The organism is Flavobacterium frigoritolerans (assembly GCF_025847275.1).
Lineage (GTDB): Bacteria > Bacteroidota > Bacteroidia > Flavobacteriales > Flavobacteriaceae > Flavobacterium > Flavobacterium frigoritolerans.
This window is the reverse complement of record NZ_JAOZEV010000004.1, coordinates 135,095-155,845: the sequence shown is the minus strand read 5'-3', so window position 1 is coordinate 155,845 and position 20,751 is coordinate 135,095. Positions and strand designations below refer to the sequence as shown.

Annotated in this window: 17 protein-coding genes; 10 read left to right on the top strand and 7 right to left on the bottom strand. The window is 32.4% G+C overall.

The window, feature by feature from the left end; all coding sequences use genetic code 11:
* Positions 1-92: 92 nt before the first annotated feature.
* From recO to gdhA, 3 genes are all read right to left on the bottom strand, one after another.
* Complete coding sequence (recO, locus tag OIU80_RS07145) at positions 93-806, bottom strand: DNA repair protein RecO (protein WP_264286352.1); 714 nt, start codon at positions 804-806, stop codon at positions 93-95.
* Positions 807-889: 83 nt separating this feature from the next.
* Complete coding sequence (porZ, locus tag OIU80_RS07140; protein ID WP_264286351.1) at positions 890-3,178, bottom strand: type IX secretion system anionic LPS delivery protein PorZ; 2,289 nt, start codon at positions 3,176-3,178, stop codon at positions 890-892.
* 131 nt (positions 3,179-3,309) lie between these two features.
* Complete coding sequence (gdhA, locus tag OIU80_RS07135; protein ID WP_264286350.1) at positions 3,310-4,653, bottom strand: NADP-specific glutamate dehydrogenase; 1,344 nt, start codon at positions 4,651-4,653, stop codon at positions 3,310-3,312.
* Positions 4,654-4,975: 322 nt separating this feature from the next.
* On the opposite strand from gdhA, the gene OIU80_RS07130 reads away from it, so the two are divergent.
* Positions 4,976-5,770 carry a THC0290_0291 family protein gene (locus OIU80_RS07130; RefSeq protein ID WP_264286349.1) on the top strand — a complete coding sequence of 265 codons (795 nt, stop codon included), beginning with the start codon at positions 4,976-4,978 and terminating at the stop codon, positions 5,768-5,770.
* 73 nt (positions 5,771-5,843) lie between these two features.
* Here OIU80_RS07130 and OIU80_RS07125 read toward each other — a convergent pair whose 3' ends face one another.
* Positions 5,844-6,986, bottom strand: coding sequence for a cystathionine gamma-synthase (locus tag OIU80_RS07125; RefSeq protein ID WP_264286348.1), 1,143 nt, complete (start codon positions 6,984-6,986; stop codon positions 5,844-5,846).
* Between the two features lie 104 nt (positions 6,987-7,090).
* On the opposite strand from OIU80_RS07125, the gene OIU80_RS07120 reads away from it, so the two are divergent.
* Positions 7,091-7,834 (top strand): DUF3298 and DUF4163 domain-containing protein, encoded by a 744-nt coding sequence (locus OIU80_RS07120; protein ID WP_264286347.1) that lies wholly within the window; start codon positions 7,091-7,093, stop codon positions 7,832-7,834.
* Positions 7,835-8,025: 191 nt separating this feature from the next.
* On the opposite strand, the gene OIU80_RS07115 is transcribed toward OIU80_RS07120, so the two are convergent.
* From OIU80_RS07115 to OIU80_RS07105, 3 genes are all read right to left on the bottom strand, one after another.
* Positions 8,026-9,168, bottom strand: a complete 1,143-nt coding sequence (locus OIU80_RS07115; protein ID WP_264286346.1) for an ATP-binding protein — start codon at positions 9,166-9,168, stop codon at positions 8,026-8,028.
* A 193-nt stretch (positions 9,169-9,361) separates the two neighbouring features.
* On the bottom strand, positions 9,362-10,114 hold the full coding sequence (locus OIU80_RS07110; RefSeq protein ID WP_264286345.1) for an SDR family NAD(P)-dependent oxidoreductase: 753 nt from the start codon (positions 10,112-10,114) through the stop codon (positions 9,362-9,364).
* Between the two features lie 111 nt (positions 10,115-10,225).
* Positions 10,226-11,098: an aldo/keto reductase gene (locus tag OIU80_RS07105; protein ID WP_264286344.1), complete on the bottom strand. Its 873-nt coding sequence runs from the start codon at positions 11,096-11,098 to the stop codon at positions 10,226-10,228.
* A 212-nt stretch (positions 11,099-11,310) separates the two neighbouring features.
* On the opposite strand from OIU80_RS07105, the gene OIU80_RS07100 reads away from it, so the two are divergent.
* The 8 genes from OIU80_RS07100 (at position 11,311) to OIU80_RS07065 (ending at position 20,740) form a co-directional block, all read left to right on the top strand.
* Complete coding sequence (locus OIU80_RS07100; protein ID WP_264286343.1) at positions 11,311-12,315, top strand: AAA family ATPase; 1,005 nt, start codon at positions 11,311-11,313, stop codon at positions 12,313-12,315.
* A 78-nt stretch (positions 12,316-12,393) separates the two neighbouring features.
* Positions 12,394-13,257: a DUF58 domain-containing protein gene (locus tag OIU80_RS07095; protein ID WP_264286342.1), complete on the top strand. Its 864-nt coding sequence runs from the start codon at positions 12,394-12,396 to the stop codon at positions 13,255-13,257.
* A gap of 177 nt (positions 13,258-13,434) precedes the next feature.
* Positions 13,435-15,066, top strand: coding sequence for a hypothetical protein (locus OIU80_RS07090; protein WP_264286341.1), 1,632 nt, complete (start codon positions 13,435-13,437; stop codon positions 15,064-15,066).
* A complete protein-coding gene (locus OIU80_RS07085) occupies positions 15,066-16,067 on the top strand; it encodes a vWA domain-containing protein (RefSeq protein ID WP_264286340.1) in 1,002 nt (333 codons plus the stop codon). Before OIU80_RS07090 ends, OIU80_RS07085 begins: the two co-directional genes overlap by 1 nt.
* 74 nt (positions 16,068-16,141) lie before the next feature.
* Positions 16,142-17,176: a VWA domain-containing protein gene (locus OIU80_RS07080; protein ID WP_264286339.1), complete on the top strand. Its 1,035-nt coding sequence runs from the start codon at positions 16,142-16,144 to the stop codon at positions 17,174-17,176.
* A gap of 51 nt (positions 17,177-17,227) precedes the next feature.
* Positions 17,228-18,004 (top strand): tetratricopeptide repeat protein, encoded by a 777-nt coding sequence (locus OIU80_RS07075; protein WP_264286338.1) that lies wholly within the window; start codon positions 17,228-17,230, stop codon positions 18,002-18,004.
* Positions 18,005-18,146: 142 nt separating this feature from the next.
* On the top strand, positions 18,147-19,901 hold the full coding sequence (locus OIU80_RS07070) for a BatD family protein (protein WP_264286337.1): 1,755 nt from the start codon (positions 18,147-18,149) through the stop codon (positions 19,899-19,901).
* A gap of 89 nt (positions 19,902-19,990) precedes the next feature.
* A complete protein-coding gene (locus OIU80_RS07065; protein ID WP_264286336.1) occupies positions 19,991-20,740 on the top strand; it encodes a tetratricopeptide repeat protein in 750 nt (249 codons plus the stop codon).
* Positions 20,741-20,751 lie beyond the last annotated feature (11 nt).

Sequence of the window (20,751 nt, the reverse complement as noted above, 5' to 3'; positions counted from 1 at the left end):
AAATAATGTTCTTGAAATTAATTATAAAAGATTGAAAACTTCAAAATTTTATAAAAATAACAGCGCAAATATATAAAAATAGGATTCGGTTTTTAAGAAAATATTTCTTTCAAAACCTCTAGTGATTTAGGTCTTTTAAAACCGTCTAAATGAAAACTATAATAGTCTATCAAGATTTTCAAAAGGAGTTGTCGTTCAATAACATGAAATACTTTTTGATCGTTATCAAACTTTAAGTCAATGAGCTTCTTAAATAAATTAGTTTCATGTTCTGTTAACGCACTTAGTCCGTGAAAAAGAGTAAAAACACCTTCATTCATTTCAAAAAACGGCAGATCGGTATCCGAAACGTCGGGGTAAAAACCTAAGTACTTAGTAATTTCTAACATCAAGATCAGATGAAAATTGGTGATTTCATCATGTTGGTCTAACCAAAACAAAGCTGTTTCTAAGAAAATAAAAAGCGATTCATTCTTTTCTTCTTCCTGAATAGAGTAATGCAAAATCTCAGATAAGAACATTACAATTGTACTTTTTACAATGTCAGTGTGAATGGTTTGGAAAGGTGTTCCAATTTTTATCTCCTTGAAGTTTTCTAACGTGCCTTTATTTTTATGTACGGCTTCAATCTCAAGAATAGTTAACGGCTGAAAATAGGCAATTTTCTGACTGGATTTACGAGTTGAAAAAGCATCTCTAACAAAATAAGTTTTCAATCCATGCGAAAGTGTAAAACACTTGGCAATCAAGCTTTTTTCTTGGAATTTTATAGCCGAAATGACAATTACTTTGGTTTTTACTTGCAAAATGGGTTATTAGATTGTTAGACTATTGAACTTTCTTAAATTTTTAGAACTAAATGTTTTGCACTGATTACTGATACTGAAAACTACCGTATAATCATCACTTTCTTAACTTTGGTTTCTCCTCCGTCTTGTGCCGAAATAATAATCATGTATACGCCAGAAGCTACTTTATATTTCCCAAAAGCTGTTGTATCCCATTCGATTGTTCCTCCTTCTGAAGTTGTTTCATACACCAAATTACCTTCTATATCCGTAATTTTAATATTGGCTTTATCAAGTAATCCTGCAATTTTTACAGTTCCAGAAAATTCGGGACGTACAGGATTTGGATATACATATACATTATTCAAATCTTCATTGGCTTGGGTTGCAATTCCTTTAAACGAAATCATTCCTTTGTTTGTTGCTATATAAACTTCTCCTGTAGTACTGTTTATACCAATATCATTGATTTGGTTACTTGGCAATGGCGAATTATTTATAGTAAAATGATATTTGGTTTCCTGTCCGTTTGGTGAGACTAAAAATACTCCTGAATCTACAGTTCCAATCCATTTATTATTTGCTCCATCAACGACAATTGCAGTAATAAATTGTTCATAAAGTAATTCCTGAGCCAAACCATCATCCATTATAATTATCGGATTGGCTTTTAATTGATTTTCTGTACGAAAGTTATTTACATTACTCAAAACACGAAGCCCTTTTGTTGTACCGATCCAAAGCTGATCTTTAGCATCAACTGCAACCACCCTTGCATCTGGTGTGGGTAAATTACCTGTATCTAAACCTTGCGTGATTTTTTTAACTGTATTTGTACTTTCGTTAAACGCAATTACACCATCTCTATTTGTACCAACCCATTTTGTACTGTTTTTATCAATAGTCATGCTCCCAAAACTTGCGTCTTCTGCTTTAATAAGTGCAGTACTAATAGGAAAAGTTTGCCACTGCCCATTGGTTCTTAAAACCTTTAGTCCGTTTTTAATCAAACTATTGGTTACCCATAAGTTTCCTAATTTATCAAAAGCAGTTCCATTTATTCTAACATCTATATAACCAGGCCCTAGAAATGTAAGAGTTTCCAATCCACTATTCGATTGATTGTATAAAACTGAAGGAATATCATTTTCTATTTTCAATAATCCTGAAAAAAACGAACTTGCATATACTTGATTCTCATTATTAGGATTAACAATAACTCTTGTCATTGATTTAGCCTGAAGCACTTTTTCGTATGGTATATTCAACCATCCTGTTGTATTGAATTTACTAACTCCATAACTATCTAAAGGATATGGATTATAGAAAACATCATAATTTCCATAAACAGCCCAAAGTACACTTGGTGTAACATTGATAGCAAAAATATTATTTCTTGATGGTCCTATTGGCATCATGTTTTCAAAACCCGAAGCACCTGAAAGCTTAGAAACATAAAGTCCATTTTCATCTGTACCTATGTATATATTATCACCTACAACTGTTGCACAAGTAAAGCTTAGCATTGTTGTTGCCACATCACTATTTTTTATTTGGCGTAGCAAAATCATCTGATTGTCATATATATAAACTGCACTTCGTGTAGTTATAAATAAATTATGATTTTTAGCTCTCATATCCTTCGCTACTTCTGGAAGTGACGTAAAACCAACAAAAGCACCTGAAACTGAATCATAATTATTAATATAACCTGACGTATTGATTGCTATAAGTTTTGTATCGTTTGTTTGAACACTTGACCAATCTCCTCCAGTTACAACAGTCCATTGATTATAATCTACTAAATTAGCATTTCTGATACTAGCTCTCCTAATACCGCTATTGGTAGCCGCATAAATAAATCCGTTATAAATTGTAGCTTGCCTTACATTAATCTGCGCTCCATTATCTCCAATAAAATAAGTGTCTCCAAATTGTAATGTTTTCAAATTAAACTGAACAATTCCAAAATCACACGAAACATAAACTATTCCGTCGTGTTCTACAAAATGATTAATTTTTTTAAGATTGGCTGGAAGTTGCTTATTAATGATATCGACTACTTTTACGATACTTCCATCAGCTTCATTAATAACTGTCATCAATCCATTTTCATATCCAATAAGTGTTTTACGAAATAACTCACTATGATATAAAGACGAGATTGTTTGCCCCGAAAGACCATCAACAGTATTTACAGTCTTTAAAATATTTGTCGCAGTATTTTTAGAAAACAATGCGTTATCTGTTGCTGCATAAATTGCTACAGGTGAATCTGAGACATCTTTTATTTGGTTATAAGAAAAATAACCTTGCCATAATAATTTGTTTTGCGCGAAACCAAATTGCATGAGCAATAAAAACAAAACGTAAAGAAACTTTTTTTCCATTATTTATACCTATACAATTGGTTCCACAAATATAATACAAACGAAAGTATTTGAATTTCGTTCTTATATAAATAAAAAATGCCTCCGATTCGAAAATTCGAATGGAGGCACTTTAATTGTATTTTAAAAAACTATACTACTCCTTGAGCAAGCATAGCATCTGCTACTTTTACAAATCCAGCAATATTTGCTCCTTTTACATAATTTACATAACCATCAGCACCAACTCCGTATTTCTTACATTGGTTGTGAATTCCTACCATTATGTCTTTTAGTCTAAGATCTACTTCTTCACTAGTCCAGTTCAAACGAATTGAATTTTGTGTCATCTCTAATCCAGATGCAGCAACTCCACCAGCATTTGCAGCTTTTCCTGGAGCAAAAAGAACTTTCTTACCTACAAATTGTTTTATTGCATCAAGTGTACATGGCATATTTGCTGCTTCTGTAACACATAAAACGCCATTTGCAATTAATTTTTTAGCATCTTCTTCGTTCAATTCATTTTGAGTAGCACAAGGAATAGCGATATCCACTTTTACTTCCCATGGGCTTTTTCCTTTATGGAATTGAGCATTTGGATATTTCTTAACATACATTTCTGCTCTGTTATTTCCACTTGCTCTCATTTCTACCATATGCTCGATTTTCTCTCCAGAGATTCCGTCTTCATCATAAATGTATCCATCAGGACCAGAAATTGTTACCAACTTCCCTCCTAATTCATTTATTTTTAAGGCTACACCCCAAGCAACGTTTCCGAAACCAGAAATCGCAACTCTTTTTCCTTTAATCTCATGCCCGATAGTACGTAACATTTGGTCTGTAAAATATACAACACCATATCCAGTGGCTTCTGGTCTGATTAACGAACCACCGTAAGCAATTCCTTTACCAGTTAAAACTCCTGTAAATTCATTCTTGATTCTTTTGTATTGACCAAATAAGTATCCTATTTCTCTGGCTCCAACTCCAATATCTCCAGCAGGAACGTCTAGGTCTGGTCCGATATGACGGCATAATTCAGTCATGAATGATTGACAGAAACGCATGATTTCTCCATCAGATTTTCCTTCAGGATCAAAATCAGAACCACCTTTTCCACCTCCCATAGGAAGTGTAGTTAAACTATTTTTGAAAACTTGTTCAAAAGCCAAAAATTTTAAAACTGATAAATTTACTGTATGGTGAAATCTAATTCCTCCTTTATATGGTCCGATTGCTGAATTCATCTGAATTCTAAATCCTCTATTAACTATAATTTCTCCTTTATCATCAACCCATGGCACTCTAAAGATTATAGAACGCTCTGGTTCTGCAATTCTAAGAAGCAAGTTCTTACCGTCGTATTTTTTTTGTTCAGCAATGAATGGAATTACTGTTTCAGCAAATTCTCTAACTGCTTGAATGAATTCAGGTTCATTTGGATTTTTTGACTCTACAAGAGCCATAAATTCATTTATTTTTTGTTTCATTTTATAAAAAATTATCAAATAAATTAATCATATTATTTACTCAACCAAATAACAAAAAAGTCACATAAAAGTCTTCTTTTGTTATTTTGCACAAATATACGCCTAATAAAGAAATTGGGCTTAATATTTCACAATTTATGAGTAGAATTATATTATTAATACCAATTTTTTAAAATACATATTTTTAACGCAATGTCTTACACGAAAACGTTATAGTATTAAAGCCAAAAAGTCATACTCCTTACTAATTATCTTTTTTCACAAAATTTTAAGATTTGTTAGAGATATTCATATCTTTGTCTGGATAAGAAAATTAAACCTAATGTTCAAAAACACAATAATATCATTATTAATTTCGTTTATATTTTCACACAATTCAAACGCGCAATCTAGACTAGCACATGAAATCGGCATTATCGCTGGACCTATTTCATTCAAATCTGATTATGGACAACGAGATGATTTTTCAACTAATGCCGGAAACACAGGTTTCGGTATCGGTCTTGTTCATTTTTTAAACTTCTCATACAATTCTAGACGCGAAAATTATTTCAATGAACACTTTAAAGTTCGTTCTGAAATTTCATTCAACAAAACTAATTTAGAGCATTTCGGAGCAACTGTAGATGGCAACCCTAAGAGCATTGGCGTTAAACAACTTAAGGCCATGAGCGGAAAATCAACCTTGGCCAATATTGGTTTTCAATTAGAATATTCTCCATTCATGAGAATACATGCATATGAAAATACCGTTGGTGGATTTAGTCCTTATGTAAGTATAGGTGCTCAATTTAGCTATTACAATACCAAAGTAAGTTCAACATTAGGCCCTTTAGGCAATACTGCAACTACTTTTCCCAAATACTTAACTCCTTCAGATGGGCATCAATATGGATTTTCTAGCCAAAGCGGAACGGTTCTGTCTGTTACCTATGGGGCTGGGGTACATTATAAATTAGCTCCTTTACATGATTTATTATTCGAGGCAAGATTCCAGTATTACAACTCTGATTGGATTGACGGATTAAACCCCAACAAGAATATTTATAAAGAAAACAAATCCAACGACAATCAAATCTGGTTTAATTTTGGATATGTATATTATCTGGATTTTTAAAACTTGCTATATAAAACAAAACCCCAACAATTTATTAAAATGCTGGGGTTTTTATATTTGTACACGATTTTTATTATTCTAAAGCTTGTTTCAAATCGGCAATTAAATCTTCTGCATCCTCGATACCAACACTTAGTCGAACTAAATCATCAGTAATCCCTACTTCTTTTCTCTTATCCGCTGGGATTGAAGCGTGAGTCATTAAAGCGGGGTGATTTGCTAAAGATTCTACTCCACCTAAAGATTCTGCAAGAGTAAACACTTTCAATTTTTCTAAGAAAGTAATTGAATCTTCTTTTTTACCTGAAACAAAAGTAAAAGAAACCATTCCTCCAAAAGCTTTCATTTGCTTTTTAGCAATTTCATGAAATGGATGATTAGGCAAACCTGGATAATAAACTGTTGCTATTTTAGGGTGATTATTTAAAAACTCAACCACTTTTTCTCCATTTTCGCAATGTCTTTGTACACGTAAATGAAGCGTTTTAATCCCTCTCAAAACTAAGAAACTATCCATTGGACCAAGAGTTGCTCCTGTAGCAAATTGCTGAAAATGTAATTGCTCTCCTAATGCTTCATCTTTTACAATTAAAGCTCCTGCAATAACATCCGAATGTCCTCCTAAATATTTGGTTGCAGAGTGCATTACAATATCTGCTCCTAAATCAAGAGGCTTTTGTAAATATGGTGTTGCAAAAGTATTATCTACTGCAAATAGTATTTTCTTTTCTTTAGTAATTTTGGCAATTTCCTGAATATCTGCCAACTTCATCAACGGATTCGTTGGTGTTTCTACCCAAACCAACTTTGTGTTTTCGTTTATTAAAGATTTAAATTTTGCGATATCGTTCATATCTACAAAATGGAACTTTATTCCTGAATCTTTATAAATACGAGTAAACATACGATAAGTCCCTCCGTATAAATCATCCATAGCAATGATTTCATCACCAGCTTTAAACGAACGCAAAACACAATCAGTTGCCGCTAATCCTGATGAAAAAGCCAATCCACGTGTTCCATTTTCAATACTAGCCAATGCGTTTTCAAGAGCTGATCTAGTAGGATTTGACGCTCTACTATATTCATAATCTCCAAGAGGCTGTCCTGGACTTGTTTGAATAAATGTCGATGTTTGATACACTGGAGGCATTACAGCTCCTGTGCTTGGATCATGATGCTGTCCACCATGTATAACTTTTGTATTGAATTTCATATCTTTATATTTTTGTAACTCTAAAATGTTTTACAAATTTACCCTTTAATTTATTTTAATCAAGATACAAGTTAATACCTTTGTAATTAATTAACATTTTAAAGATGAGACATTATACTTTTTTATTCGTAACCCTTTTTATTTTAACAAGTTGTACTAGAGAACTTTCGTTCAAAGAACAAACGTTTGAAAAAAAATCAACTTTACCTTGTAAAAGCAATTGCCCACAAATTAGCATAAAAATACCGATTGCTCAAAATGCTCCAATTGTAGCAGATAGCATCAATAAAAAAGTATTTTCTGTTCTAAAAGAAATCATTTATTTTGGAGAAAAACCATTTGAATCAACTGATTACAACAACTTAACAACTTCTTTTATTGATTCTTATGAAGAAATGCATAAGAAATTCCGTGACGATAAATTCGGTTGGGAAGCCAAAATTGAGGGCAATGTAGAATACCAGTCAGATAGCATCTTAAACATAAAAATCAATCATTATACCTTTACTGGAGGCGCTCATGGTTATCAAGGATACCGCTCTTTATTGTTTAATCCTAAAACAGGAAAAACAATTACAAACAACCAATTATTTGTAAACGAAAAAGATTTTAAAGCCTTTGCAGAAAAACAATTCAGAGCAAAATATAAAGTCCCTGCTACAGGAAGTATCAATGCAACAGGTTTAATGTTTGAAAATGAAAAATTTAATTTGCCGTTAAATATTTTTTATACAAAAGAAGGATTATTACTTTATTACAACTCCTATGAAGTTGCTTCGTATGCAGATGGCCCAAAAGAATTACTATTACCTTATGACAAAGTCAATACCTATTTAGTTTATAAATAATACTTGAACACAAAAGCGAAAATAATTTGGCTAAAGCCAAAACAATCTTAATTATCTCCTCCAGCTAGAACTGGAGGCAATTCAACCTTAGAACCTCTAATAAAGACGCACAGCAGTATGTGTATGTCTCTACGGAAAATCTTTGCGAAAGACAGCGCTATCCTCCTACGAGGAAAACCTTAGTACCTTTCTCACTGAACATCATATTTCATCTTTCGTAAGATTCGTAAAGCTTCTTTAAAAGATAAATACACTTGTGTAAAAGGTTTTAAAAGAAGCTTGGCATCAATTAATTTTTGTTTGGCATCTTCAAAACCATTGAGGTAGCAAATCATAAAAGTAGAAGGTAAATTCTCTAAATCTATCATTTCCCGATTAGATAAAACAAGTCCTTTTTGTAATTTGCCAAGTAATGCAATATTGGAATTGTATATATGAAATAGCATTTTTCTGTTAAATTCTGGTGGCTGAAAAAGAATTTCTCTATCAATTTTATAATAGCCATTATCAAAAAAATGAATTGTTTGTTGTTCCAACGGATAATAACTTGTTTTGTCATTTAATCCTAACGGAACATATTCGAGAATAGTAAAAGTATCCTCATTATAAGTAATCGTGACTACATCCTGAGCCGAATAGAACAACTTAATTTGCTCATTTATTAGTTCGATATCCACCCGAGATAAAAATGTTTTATCACGAGATTTATTTGGAACTCCTGCCCAACAAATCACAAATAATTCCTTAAAAACTTTATACTTTGGCGACATATCCTTATGTCGAAAATTCATAAAATCGATTACACCATCTAGTGTATACTCTATACTATTACGTGAATTATTTTCGATCCCGATTACTGTTTCGGTATTCTGATAATTTTTCTCAACTTCTCTTTCTTCAACTGGAACCGAATTACTTCCTCGCCTAACAAAAACGCTATTCGCAATAATAGTATGAATTCCTTTTTTGAAATATGATATTTTGCTTTTGGGTTTAATTGTAACCAATCCTATCACTTTATCTTTTGGGAGATTAGGAAAAGGTACATTTTCATATTGAATTTTTGGTGGATTTTCAAGAAAAGCATTGACCAGATTCTGAATTCGACTATCGTCAAAAAAATCATCTCCTACAATTTCATTGTCCTGATCTTCAACCCCTACAACTATATAAGAATTATTAGTTGGATTAGAATTAGATAACGCACAAATATGTTTTAAAAACTTTGCTTTCCCTTCACGGGAATGCAAATTTAATTGCCTTTTTTTATCATAAAAACTACTCTCATCATTATGCGCGAGCAGATTTTTTATTAAAAGACGCTTATTTATCATTATTTTTAGATTGTTAGACTAGCTTAAATTTTTAGACTTCTTAGACTGTTGGATAATTGATTATTGGATTTCTATATCGAATAACTACATAATAAATAACAACACTTTAATTCCTATTAGTATAATTATTAAAACCTCATTCATTTAAATCATCTCTTTTAAAGATTCTTATTAATCTAAGAAGTCTAAATAATTAATCTCTTTTAACTATTGTTGATGAAGCTTGAGCAGTGCTCATAACAACCAAATCAGCAATATTTACATGATAAGGTCTTGAAACCACAAAATGAATAATATCAGCAATATCTTCTGCTTGCAAAGGAGTAAATCCTTTATAAATACTTGAAGCTCTATCTGTATCGCCTTTAAAACGCACTTCACTAAATTCAGTCTCAACCATTCCCGGATGAATTGCACCTACTCTAATTCCGAATGGATTTAGATCAATTCGCATACCTTGACTAATCGCATCAACAGCATGTTTTGTACCACAATATACATTTCCGTTAGGATAAACTTCTTTGGCAGCTGTTGAACCTATATTAATAATATGCCCCGACTTCCTTTCGGTCATTCGCGGTATAATCGCTTTAGAAACATACAGAAGCCCTTTTACATTTATATCAATCATAGCATCCCAATCGTCTAAATCACCTGTTTGAATTGGATCCAATCCATGTGCATTTCCTGCATTATTGATAAGAACATCGATAACAGAAAATGTTTCTGGCAAGGAGTCAATACGCTCTAAAACAGCTTCTTTATCACGAACATCAAATGCTAACGTATGTACTTCCGTATATTCCGAAAGTTCGCTCTCTAATTCTGATAATCGGTCTTGTCTTCTACCGCAAAGAATAACTTTGTAATTATTTTTTGCCAATATTTGCGCTGTAGCTTTACCTATACCGCTTGTAGCACCCGTTATCAAAGCTGTTTTTTTCATTCTCTTTTATTTTTAACACACAGAAATATTAATTTCATTTCTAGAAACTATATCTCTATGTGTTTATTTTTAATTTATAACATCTGGAAATCAAATAGTGCAAACTAAAATTTAAGGCACATCATCTCCCATACTTTCTGTCCAAATAGCAAACCAGTCTTCTTTTTCTAATTCTAATTCTACTGCTTTCATTAAAGATTGAATTCTCGCTACGTTTACCGTTCCAGCTATCGGAATAACTTTTGCAGGATGTCTTAAGATCCAACTTAGCAAAATAGTATCAGAACCTAAACTATATTTGGAAACTAAAGTTGCTAATAATTTCTTTAATCTTCGTGTTTTTTTATCGTCTTCTCTAAAAATCGTTCCCAGCGGGTTCCATGACATTGGTCGAATTCCGTGCATTTGCATATAATCAAAACTACCATCTACCATTGGCTCATAATTTGTAGCCGAAAATTGTACTTGATTATAACTAACATCAATTTTTTGGCGAATTAATTCTGTCTGTGAAGTTGTGAAATTTGACAATCCAAAATCAATAATTTTCCCTTCCGTTCTAAGTTTTTCGACAGCTTCGGCAATTTCATCAGCTTGCATTAAGGGACTAGGTCTATGCAATAAAAACACATCTAAATAATCTGTTTTTAGCTTCTTTAAAGAATTTTCTACAGACCAAATGATGTATTCTTTCGAATAGTCGTAATGCTTAATTGTATTTTTTCTGTTTTCGGCAATCATCTGAATTCCACACTTAGAAATCAGTTGCAATTTCTCTCTTGAAATCTTACTTGCTGCGAATGCTTTTCCAAAATCAGCTTCGGTGGTATATGAACCGTAAATATCAGCATGATCAAAGGTGGTTATTTTGTTCTCTAAACAAATTTGGATAAGGTTTTCCATTTCTTTTGGAGTTAGATTTTTATCCCAAACTCCCCAATTCATAGTGCCCACAATTATAGGCGATAATAGTGTTTTGCTCATGGTAATATAACATTATTTGTAGTAATAAATCTTGCTTTCTAAAGCATAATCATCAAAGTTCTTAAAAATATAAAAATAGAATCACAATTCGTCCTTAAAATTAGATCTTTGCCTGAAGTTTTAACCATTCTTTAACATCTTACTTCTCAAAAAATATTCAATTTGCACTCTCAAAAGTAAGGCATTAAATTCAAGGTTTTAAAAATATTTATATGGAAGAAAATACAACGACTTTAGACATTAGAGCGATCAATGAAAAAATTGAAAGAGAAAGTGCTTTTATAGACCTTCTCACAATGGAAATGAACAAAGTTATTGTGGGTCAGAAACATATGGTCGAACGTTTATTAATCGGACTTCTAGGTCAAGGTCATATTTTATTAGAAGGAGTTCCTGGATTAGCTAAGACACTTGCGATAAATACGCTGTCACAAGCAGTGCAAGGTTCGTTCAGCCGTATTCAATTTACACCTGACTTATTACCTGCCGATGTTGTTGGTACGATGATTTACAACATTAAGGCAAATGAATTTTCTATCAAGAAAGGACCAATTTTCGCTAATTTCGTCCTTGCCGATGAAATTAACCGTGCTCCTGCCAAAGTGCAATCAGCACTTTTGGAGGCGATGCAAGAAAAACAAGTAACTATTGGTGATACTACTTTTAAACTAGATCGTCCGTTTTTAGTACTAGCAACTCAAAACCCAGTTGAACAAGAAGGAACATACCAACTTCCAGAAGCGCAAGTCGATCGTTTTATGCTTAAAACTGTAATTGACTATCCTAAAATGGATGAAGAACGCTTAGTAATTCGCCAGAATTTAAAAGGAAGTTACGAAAAAGTAAATGCTGTTGTTTCTGTAGATCAAATTTTACGTGCACAAGAAGCTGTTCGTGAGGTTTATATGGATGAAAAAATAGAAAAATACATTCTAGATATTATTTTCGCAACACGTTACCCTGAAAAATATAAATTAGCTGACTTAAAGCCACTCATCAGTTTTGGAGCATCTCCACGTGGAAGTATCAACTTAGCCAATGCCGCTAAATGTTACGCTTTTATTAAACGTCGTGGGTATGTAATACCAGAAGATGTTCGTGCAGTTGTACATGATGTATTACGCCATAGAGTAGGTATTACTTACGAAGCAGAAGCAGAAAACATAACTTCTGTAGACATCATCAATAAAATTGTAAACGAAATTGAAGTACCTTAAAAATTTGTTTAACGTTTCAAGTTTCACGTTGGGATAGCTAACCTGAAACCTGAAACTTTTAAACTTTAAACAAATAAAATGGATACAAAAGACCTATTAAAAAAAGTACGTAAAATAGAAATAAAGACCAAAAGATTGAGCAATCATATCTTTTCGGGAGAATATCATTCTTCATTTAAAGGACGAGGAATGACTTTTAGCGAAGTGCGTCAATACCAATATGGTGATGATATACGTGCTATTGATTGGAATGTAACAGCACGTTATAATGAAGCTCATGTAAAAGTTTTTGAAGAAGAACGCGAACTTACCATGGTTCTTATGGTAGATATTTCGGGCTCTGAGAATTTCGGTTCAAAAAGTCAGTTCAAAAAAGATATTGTTACCGAAATTGCTGCAACAATGGCTTTCTCTGCAACCCAAAATAATGACAAAATAGGGTTGATTTTATTTTCGGACATAATCGAATTGTATATTCCCCCTAAAAAAGGAAGATCTCACGTATTACGCATCATCCGTGAATTAATTGAATTTGAACCTAAAAGTCATAAAACTGACGTCGCTCAGGCATTAAAGTTTTTATCGGGTACACAAAAAAAGAAAGCAATCGTTTTTGTAATCTCCGATTTCATGTCAGATGATTATGAGCATACATTGAAAATCGCATCCAAAAAACATGATATTACTGGTATTAGAGTATATGATATTCGAGAAGAAAAAATACCTAATCTCGGAATGGTTTCTATGCTTGATGCCGAAACTGGCAAAACGCAATTAATCAATACTAACTCAAAATCAATACGAGCAAATTACGAAAAGCACTATCATAGCAAAGTAGCTTATTTTAAAGAAACTTTTAGTAAATCGGGAGCTGGTGTTGTAAACACTCGTGTCGATGAAAGTTATGTAACCAAATTATTAGGCTATTTTAAATCAAGATAACAGAATTAGACTTCTTAGATTGTTAGAAAATTTAGATTTCAAACAGAATTTGAAGAAAAAAGTAAAAAATAAAATCCGTTTACACGAGCGCTAGCGAACTAGCGAAGCAAATCAGAGTCATTCATATGCCCTTTTAAGCATTCATTTTAGACTAAAATCTGAAATTTAAAAAATCAAATGAAATTAAAACTTTACATATTTTTATTCTTGCTATCGGCAACTGTTTTTGGGCAACAAAAACAAATTGAGACTAGCATAGATACTACTAAAAATAAAATTGGAGCTGAGTTTAAGTTAACAATTAAAACTTCTGTCGATTCTAAATCGAAAGTTGTTTTTCCTAAACTTAAAAACATAGGTCCTCTTGAGGTAATTAAATCGTATCCAATTGATACTGTCAAAAAAGATGACCGTTATGAATTGATTAAAAAATATGGTTTAACTCAATTTGATTCTGGAAAATATACTATTCCTAGTATTCAAATTCTTATCGATAAAAAGCCTTATCTATCCGATTCTATTCGAGTAGAAGTTGCTAATGTAAAAGTAGATACATTACAACAAAAAATGTATGACATTAAAGATATAACCAAAGTTCAAGACGGAATTGGAGATTGGTGGAAATACCTTTTGGCTCTTGTTTTAATTTTAGGAATTGGTGCTTTGGTATATTGGTTGATCAAAAAAAGACAACAGAAAAAAATAGAAGAAGAAATTTATAAAACTCCTATCGAGAAAGCGACTAGTTTGCTTAATACATTGGAGAAAAAAGAACTTTGGCAAAAAGGCGAAGTCAAAGCTTATTACAGTGAATTGACGGATATTGCTAGAAATTATATCGAAGAAGCAATAGAAATTCCTGCAATGGAAAGCACTACTTCTGAATTAATTCAAGGTATTAGAGCCGCTTCCTTAAAAAAGAAAATGACACTAACGCCAGAAACTGTCGAGAACTTAGAACGCGTATTAAAACAAGCCGATTTAGTGAAATTTGCAAAATCTAAACCATTAGATTTTGAAATTACCGAAGACCGAAATAAAATACAAAAGGTAATCCTTACTCTTGACAGTGCAATTCCTGTGGAAGTAGCCGTTGAAGAAGATACTTTATTAAATGAAGCCCAAAGACAAAAACAAATAAAACTTCAATTACTAAAGAAACGTAACAAACGTATCGCGTTATCTGTAGCAACAGTTTTATTTTTGGTTATTGCTGTTACAGGATATTTTATCGCTACAAAAGGTTTTACTTATGTAAAAGATAACATCATCGGACATCCATCTAAAGAATTACTAGAAGGAGAATGGGTAAAAAGTGATTACGGAAATCCTGGAATTTTAATAGAAACTCCTAAGGTTTTAAAACGAATGGATTTAACCAAAACCTTACCTAAAGAAGGTTTAGCACTAATTAAAGAAATGCAGTCTTTTGGATATGGAAGCTTGGTTGATAATTTCTCATTGATGATTTCTACTTTAAAATACAAACAAGAAACTCAAATTGATTTATCAAAATCATTAGAAGTTACCATCAAAACTATCGAAGCACAAGGAGCTCGAAATATGATTGTAAAAGAAGAAGATTTTGAAACTAAAGAAGGAATTCGTGGAATTAAGGGATATGGAACTTTTTCTAGTATAGACGAAGGTACGAAGTCAAGTACCAAAATGTATTATGAGATTCTTTTATTTAGCCAAGAAGGCGGATTACAACAAATAATGATTTTTCACGAAGAAGGAGATACTTATGCAAATGATATTGCAGACCGCATATTAAACTCTGTAGAACTAAAAAAAGCAACTAATTAATGGATAAAATAACTTTTTTAAACCCTGAGTTTTTCTGGTTGTTTCTTTTGATTCCCATTGCAATTGCTTGGTTATTTTGGAAAAGAAATCAGCAATCGGCAACATTAAAAATGAGTTCATTGCAAGGTTTTAAATCTTCTGAATCATTATTAGCAAAACTAAAACCTTTCTTAGGCGTATTTAGAATTTTAGCATTAAGCTCTTTGATAATTGCACTTGCAAGACCCCGAACTGTAGATGTGAGCAACAAAACGAAAACCACAAAGGGAATAGATATTGTTATGGCAATAGACGTTTCAGGAAGTATGCTTGCGAGAGATTTAAAACCAGATCGTATGCAAGCACTTAAAAAGTTGGCATCCGAATTTGTGGTTGAGAGACCAAATGATAGAATTGGGATCGTTTTATATGCATCTGAAGCTTATACAAAAATACCTGTAACAAGCGACAAAGCAATTATCCTTGAGGCCATTAAAAGCATAAAATACGATAATGTTTTAGTTGATGGAACTGGAATAGGAATGGGATTAGCAACTGCCGTAAACAGACTTAAAGACAGCAAAGCCAAAAGTAAGGTAATTATATTAATGACCGATGGTGTTAATAATGCTGGATTTATCGAACCTGATACCGCAGCAGATATAGCTAAACAATACGGAATCAAAGTATATACAATTGGAATTGGAACCAACGGAATGGCTGAATTTCCATACGCAATTGCCCCTAATGGTCAATTTTTATTTAGAATGATGAAGGTAGAAATTGATGAGCAAATGATGAAAACTATTGCAAACAAAACAGGAGGTAAATATTTTAGAGCTACAAGTAACGAAAAACTTGCCTCTATCTACAATGAAATTAATAAGCTGGAAACAACCGAAATTGAAGAACTAAAATTTTATGATTACGATGAAAAATTCCGCCCTTTTGTAATATTAGCAGGTTTATTGTTATTATTGGAAGTTGGATTACGAAATACTGTTTACAGAAGCTTTATATAATATTTCAGTATTCAGTTGCAGTCACAGTATATAACTGGGAGCTGAAACTAGAAACTGAAAACTAGAATTAAAAAATGGAATTAGACGAAAAAAAATATTTATACCTTCTTATATTGCTTCCGATTTTGGCTTGCATTTTCTTTTTCAATATGTATTGGAAAAGAAAAAAGCAACGCGAATTTGGAGATTTAGAATTAGTAAAAAAACTAACTCCTGAACATTCTGTTTTTAAACCATTTTTAAAGTTGGGAGTAATTCTTTTAGCTTTAGCTACATTGATTTTAGGATTGGTTAATCCGAAAATTGGAACAAAAATGGAAACCGTAAAACGAGAAGGAATCGATATTGTGTTTGCAGTAGATGTCTCTAAGAGTATGCTTGCAGAAGATGTAGCTCCAAGCCGTTTAGAAAAAAGTAAACAACTAGTTTCGCAAATTGTTAACCAATTAGGAAATGATAGAATCGGAATAGTAGCCTATGCAGGAAGCGCATTCCCAGTTTTACCAATTACCACGGATTATAGCGTTGCCAAAATGTTCTTGCAAAGTATGAGTCCAGGTATGGTTTCATCGCAAGGAACATCCCTTGACGAAGCTATAAAACTATCGGCAACTTATTTTGACGAAAAAAGTAAGACAAGTAAATTATTGATTTTGATTTCTGATGGTGAAGATCATTCTGAAGGAGCCGAAGCCGCAGCCGAAGAAGCCAATAAACTAGGAATGAAAATCATTACTATTGGTGTTGGAACTGAGAAAGGAGCTACCATCCCGTTGAAAAAAAATGGTGTTGTTGATAGCTTTCAAAGAGATAATAATAACGAAATAGTTATAACAAAACTAAATCAAGAAGGCTTAAAAGCTATTGCAAAAGCAACCAAAGGGGGCTATGTTTATGGCGGTAATACCAAAGAGGTCTTAGATTATGTTAAAAATGCTTTAGACAATATCCAAAAAACAGAATTCGAAGCTACACAAATGGCTGATTTTCAATCACAATTTCAGTGGTTTATTGGCATTGCTTTTGTTTTATTGTTCATTGATCTATTCCTACTAGAAAGAAAAACAAATTGGATAAAAGAGCTGAATTTATTTAACGAGAAAAAATAATTGTTTCAAGATAGTTAGTATCGTTTGAAACAAAAAAACAAAAAAATTAGAATGAGAAATTTACTTCTATATATTTTATTGACGCTTTCTTTGACCATTTCGGCTCAAGAAAAGGATAAAGCGTTGCCAAAAGCTAATGAAGAATATACACAGAATAAATTTGTAGATGCCGAAGCTAATTATAGAATTTCGCAATCTAAATTTCCAAACCGCACCGTTGCACCTTATAACTTAGGTAATGCTATTTATAAGCAAAACCAAGCGAGCGAAGCTAAATTTGCCTACGCAAAAGCTATAAAAAATGCCAAAACACCATCTCAAAAACACAAAGCGTTTCATAACCTTGGAAATGTTTTCATGAAAGAGAAAGATTATGGACAAGCAGTCGAAGCCTACAAAAATGCATTACGTAACAATCCTTCAGACGATGAAACCCGTTACAACTATGCATTGGCAAAGAAAATGCTAAAAGAAAATCCTCCTAAAGAAGATAAAAACAAGGACAAAAAGAAAGACAAGGACAAGGATAAAAAAGACGACAAGAAAGACGGCGATAAAGATAAAAAGGACGACAAAGGAGATAAGGACAAAGATAAAAAAGATGATAAGGGCGATCCTAATAAGGATAAAAAAGATGGAAAGGATGACAAAGGAGACCCTAAAAAAGAAGACAATAAAGGGGAACCAAAACCAGCTCCAGGCGGTATATCAAAAGAACGTTTACAAAATCTTCTAGATGCTGTAAATAATGAGGAAAAGAAAATTCAAGATAAAGTAAATGCTCAAAAAGTAAAAGGAGCTCCTAAGAAGACTGAAAAAGACTGGTAATTTTTAAGGTTAATCGTCTATTAGTTTAACTGTTTATTTGATAGATAAATAATTTAAATAAACCCGATTAAGCATATAAACGATCAAAAGCGATTCAACAAATAAACAATTAAACAGTTAAACAAAAACTGAAATACAGGTAATGAAAAGATATTTAATTCTATTACTATTAAGTTTCCAAGGGCTTATGGCTCAAGTTCAATTTGAAGCCAGAGTAAGCAAAACTACGCTTGGTCTAAACGAAAGACTTCGAATTGACTTCATTATGAACGTTGATGGCGATAACTTTGTTCAGCCTTCATTTGATGGTTTTCGAATTGTGGCGGGACCAAGCCAACAAGTAAGTCAGTCATGGATCAATGGAAGAAGTTCATTTGAAAAAGTCTATTCTTATTTTTTATTACCAAACCAAAAAGGAAGCCTTGTCATAAGACAAGCTGCAATAGAATATAACGGTCAGATTTACAAAACTTCACCGATAAAAATAAATGTCACAGCAGCTGTGGCACAGGAAAGAGATCCTAATGACCCACAACAGATATCTGCAGATGATAATTTGTATTTAGTTGCAGATATTTCTAAAACGACACCCTATATAAATGAACCAATTACAGTGGTTTATAAATTATATTTTAGCCATAATATCGGTATTACAAGTTGGAGAGAATTAAACAAACCAAAATATAATGATTTTTGGAGTCAGAACATCGATATAAAACAACTTGTAGCAGAGGAAGCCATGTTTAAAGGAGAAAGATATCGCTATGTTGTACTTAGAAAAACGGTATTATATCCTCAAAAATCAGGAAAATTAGTAATTGAACCTCTATCCTTAGACATTGATGTACAATTACCTACCAACCGAAGAAATATGTTTGGTCAGGTAGTAATCACAGAAGGCAATAAACGCGTATCTGCTGGTTCAAAAACAATTTACGTAAAAGCACTTCCTGAAACAAACAAACCAGAAGGCTTTTCAGGTGCTGTTGGTCGATTTGATTTTAAAGTAACTCCGTCCAAAACAACTTTAAAAAATGGAGAAAGTCTAGAGTTAGTTGTTAGTGCTGCTGGTAGTGGAAACATGAAATTGTTTACCTTACCTAAACCTGTTGTGCCAAATGCCTTGGAAATGTATGACCCCGTACATGATGAAAAAGTAAATACAACCCTTAGCGGTATGTCAGGAAAAGTTTCTGATACCTATACGATTATCCCACAATACAAAGGGAATTATGCTATAAAACCAATGCAATTCTCGTATTTTGATTTAAATACAGGAAGCTACAAAACAATTACTTCTCCAGAAATAATGGTGAATGTTCTTGATGGTCCAACTCCATCAGACGCTAATGTAGCATCAGGTCCTACTGCAAAAAACAAAGTATCGGCTAACGAACAATTCAAGTACATTAAACTTAAAAGCAATTTCACCTCAGTCATAAAAGATGATTTTTATGGTTCTAATTTATATTATGCATTATTGTTTTTACCATTCCTGATTTTACCAATTATTGTTTTGGCTAAGAAGAAAAAAGAAGCTCTTGATGGTGATATCACTGGAAACAGAATTAGAATGAATAACAAACTAGCTAAAAAATATTTATCACAAGCTAAAAAACAAATCAATAATAAAGAAGCATTTTATATTGCGCTTGAAAAAGCAATGCACAATTTCTTGAAAGCTAAATTACATATTGAAACTTCAGAAATGAGCAAGGATAATATCAAAGAGATCTTATTATCAAGAAACGCAAATTCAGAATCAGTTCAGAATTTCATTAACTTAACAGAGAACTGTGAGTTTGCACGATATGCACCAGCATCTAGTGCTTCTATACAGCAAGATTTTGATAAAGCAGTAACAATAATTTCAGAATTAGAAAAACAAATTGTTTAATATGGTTTCTAACCGCAAAGCCGCTAAGAAATTTAGTTCATACTGAATTGAAGTTCAAAAAATTGAAACTCTTATTACATGTCAATAAAATGAAAAATATTCTTTTATACCTATTCTTATTATTATCCCAAATTTTCTTTGCTCAAAATAGCTTTGATAAAGGAAATGCTTTGTACCAAGAATCTAAATACGAACAAGCAGCACAAGAGTATGAAAACGTTATAAAAGTTGATAAAAAACAATCCGCTGAATTATATTATAATTTAGGTAATTGCTATTACAAACTAAACAAAGTAGCTCCAGCGATATACAATTATGAAAAAGCTTTGGCATTAAACCCTAATCACCCAGAGGCTTTAAACAATTTAAAATTTGCCAAGAAACTAACTATCGACGAAATAAAAGAAGTTCCTAAAGTTGGTTTTGCAAAACTAATCCGAAACTTTACCGGAATATATCATTACAATACTTGGGCATGGATTTCTGTAGGGATAGCTTCAGCATTCTTACTTTGCTTTATTGGATATTATTTCTCCCAACGCACCCGTGCCAAAAGAGTTTACTTTATCGGGATGTTTTTAATATTGCTTGCTTTACTTGTAAGCTTAACATCAGGATTTTTAGAAAAAAGTCATTTTGATAATGAAAGACCTGCTATAGTATTTTCAGAAATTGCCGAAGTACGTAGCGAACCTCAAAAAGCTGGCTCCCCTATTTTTACACTTCATGAAGGAGCAAAAGTATATGTGAAACAGTCATTACAAAACTGGAAAAAAATAGAATTAACCGATGGAACTGAAGGCTGGATAGAATCCTCGGCTGTTAAAGAGGTAAAATAGTTTTTAACTAA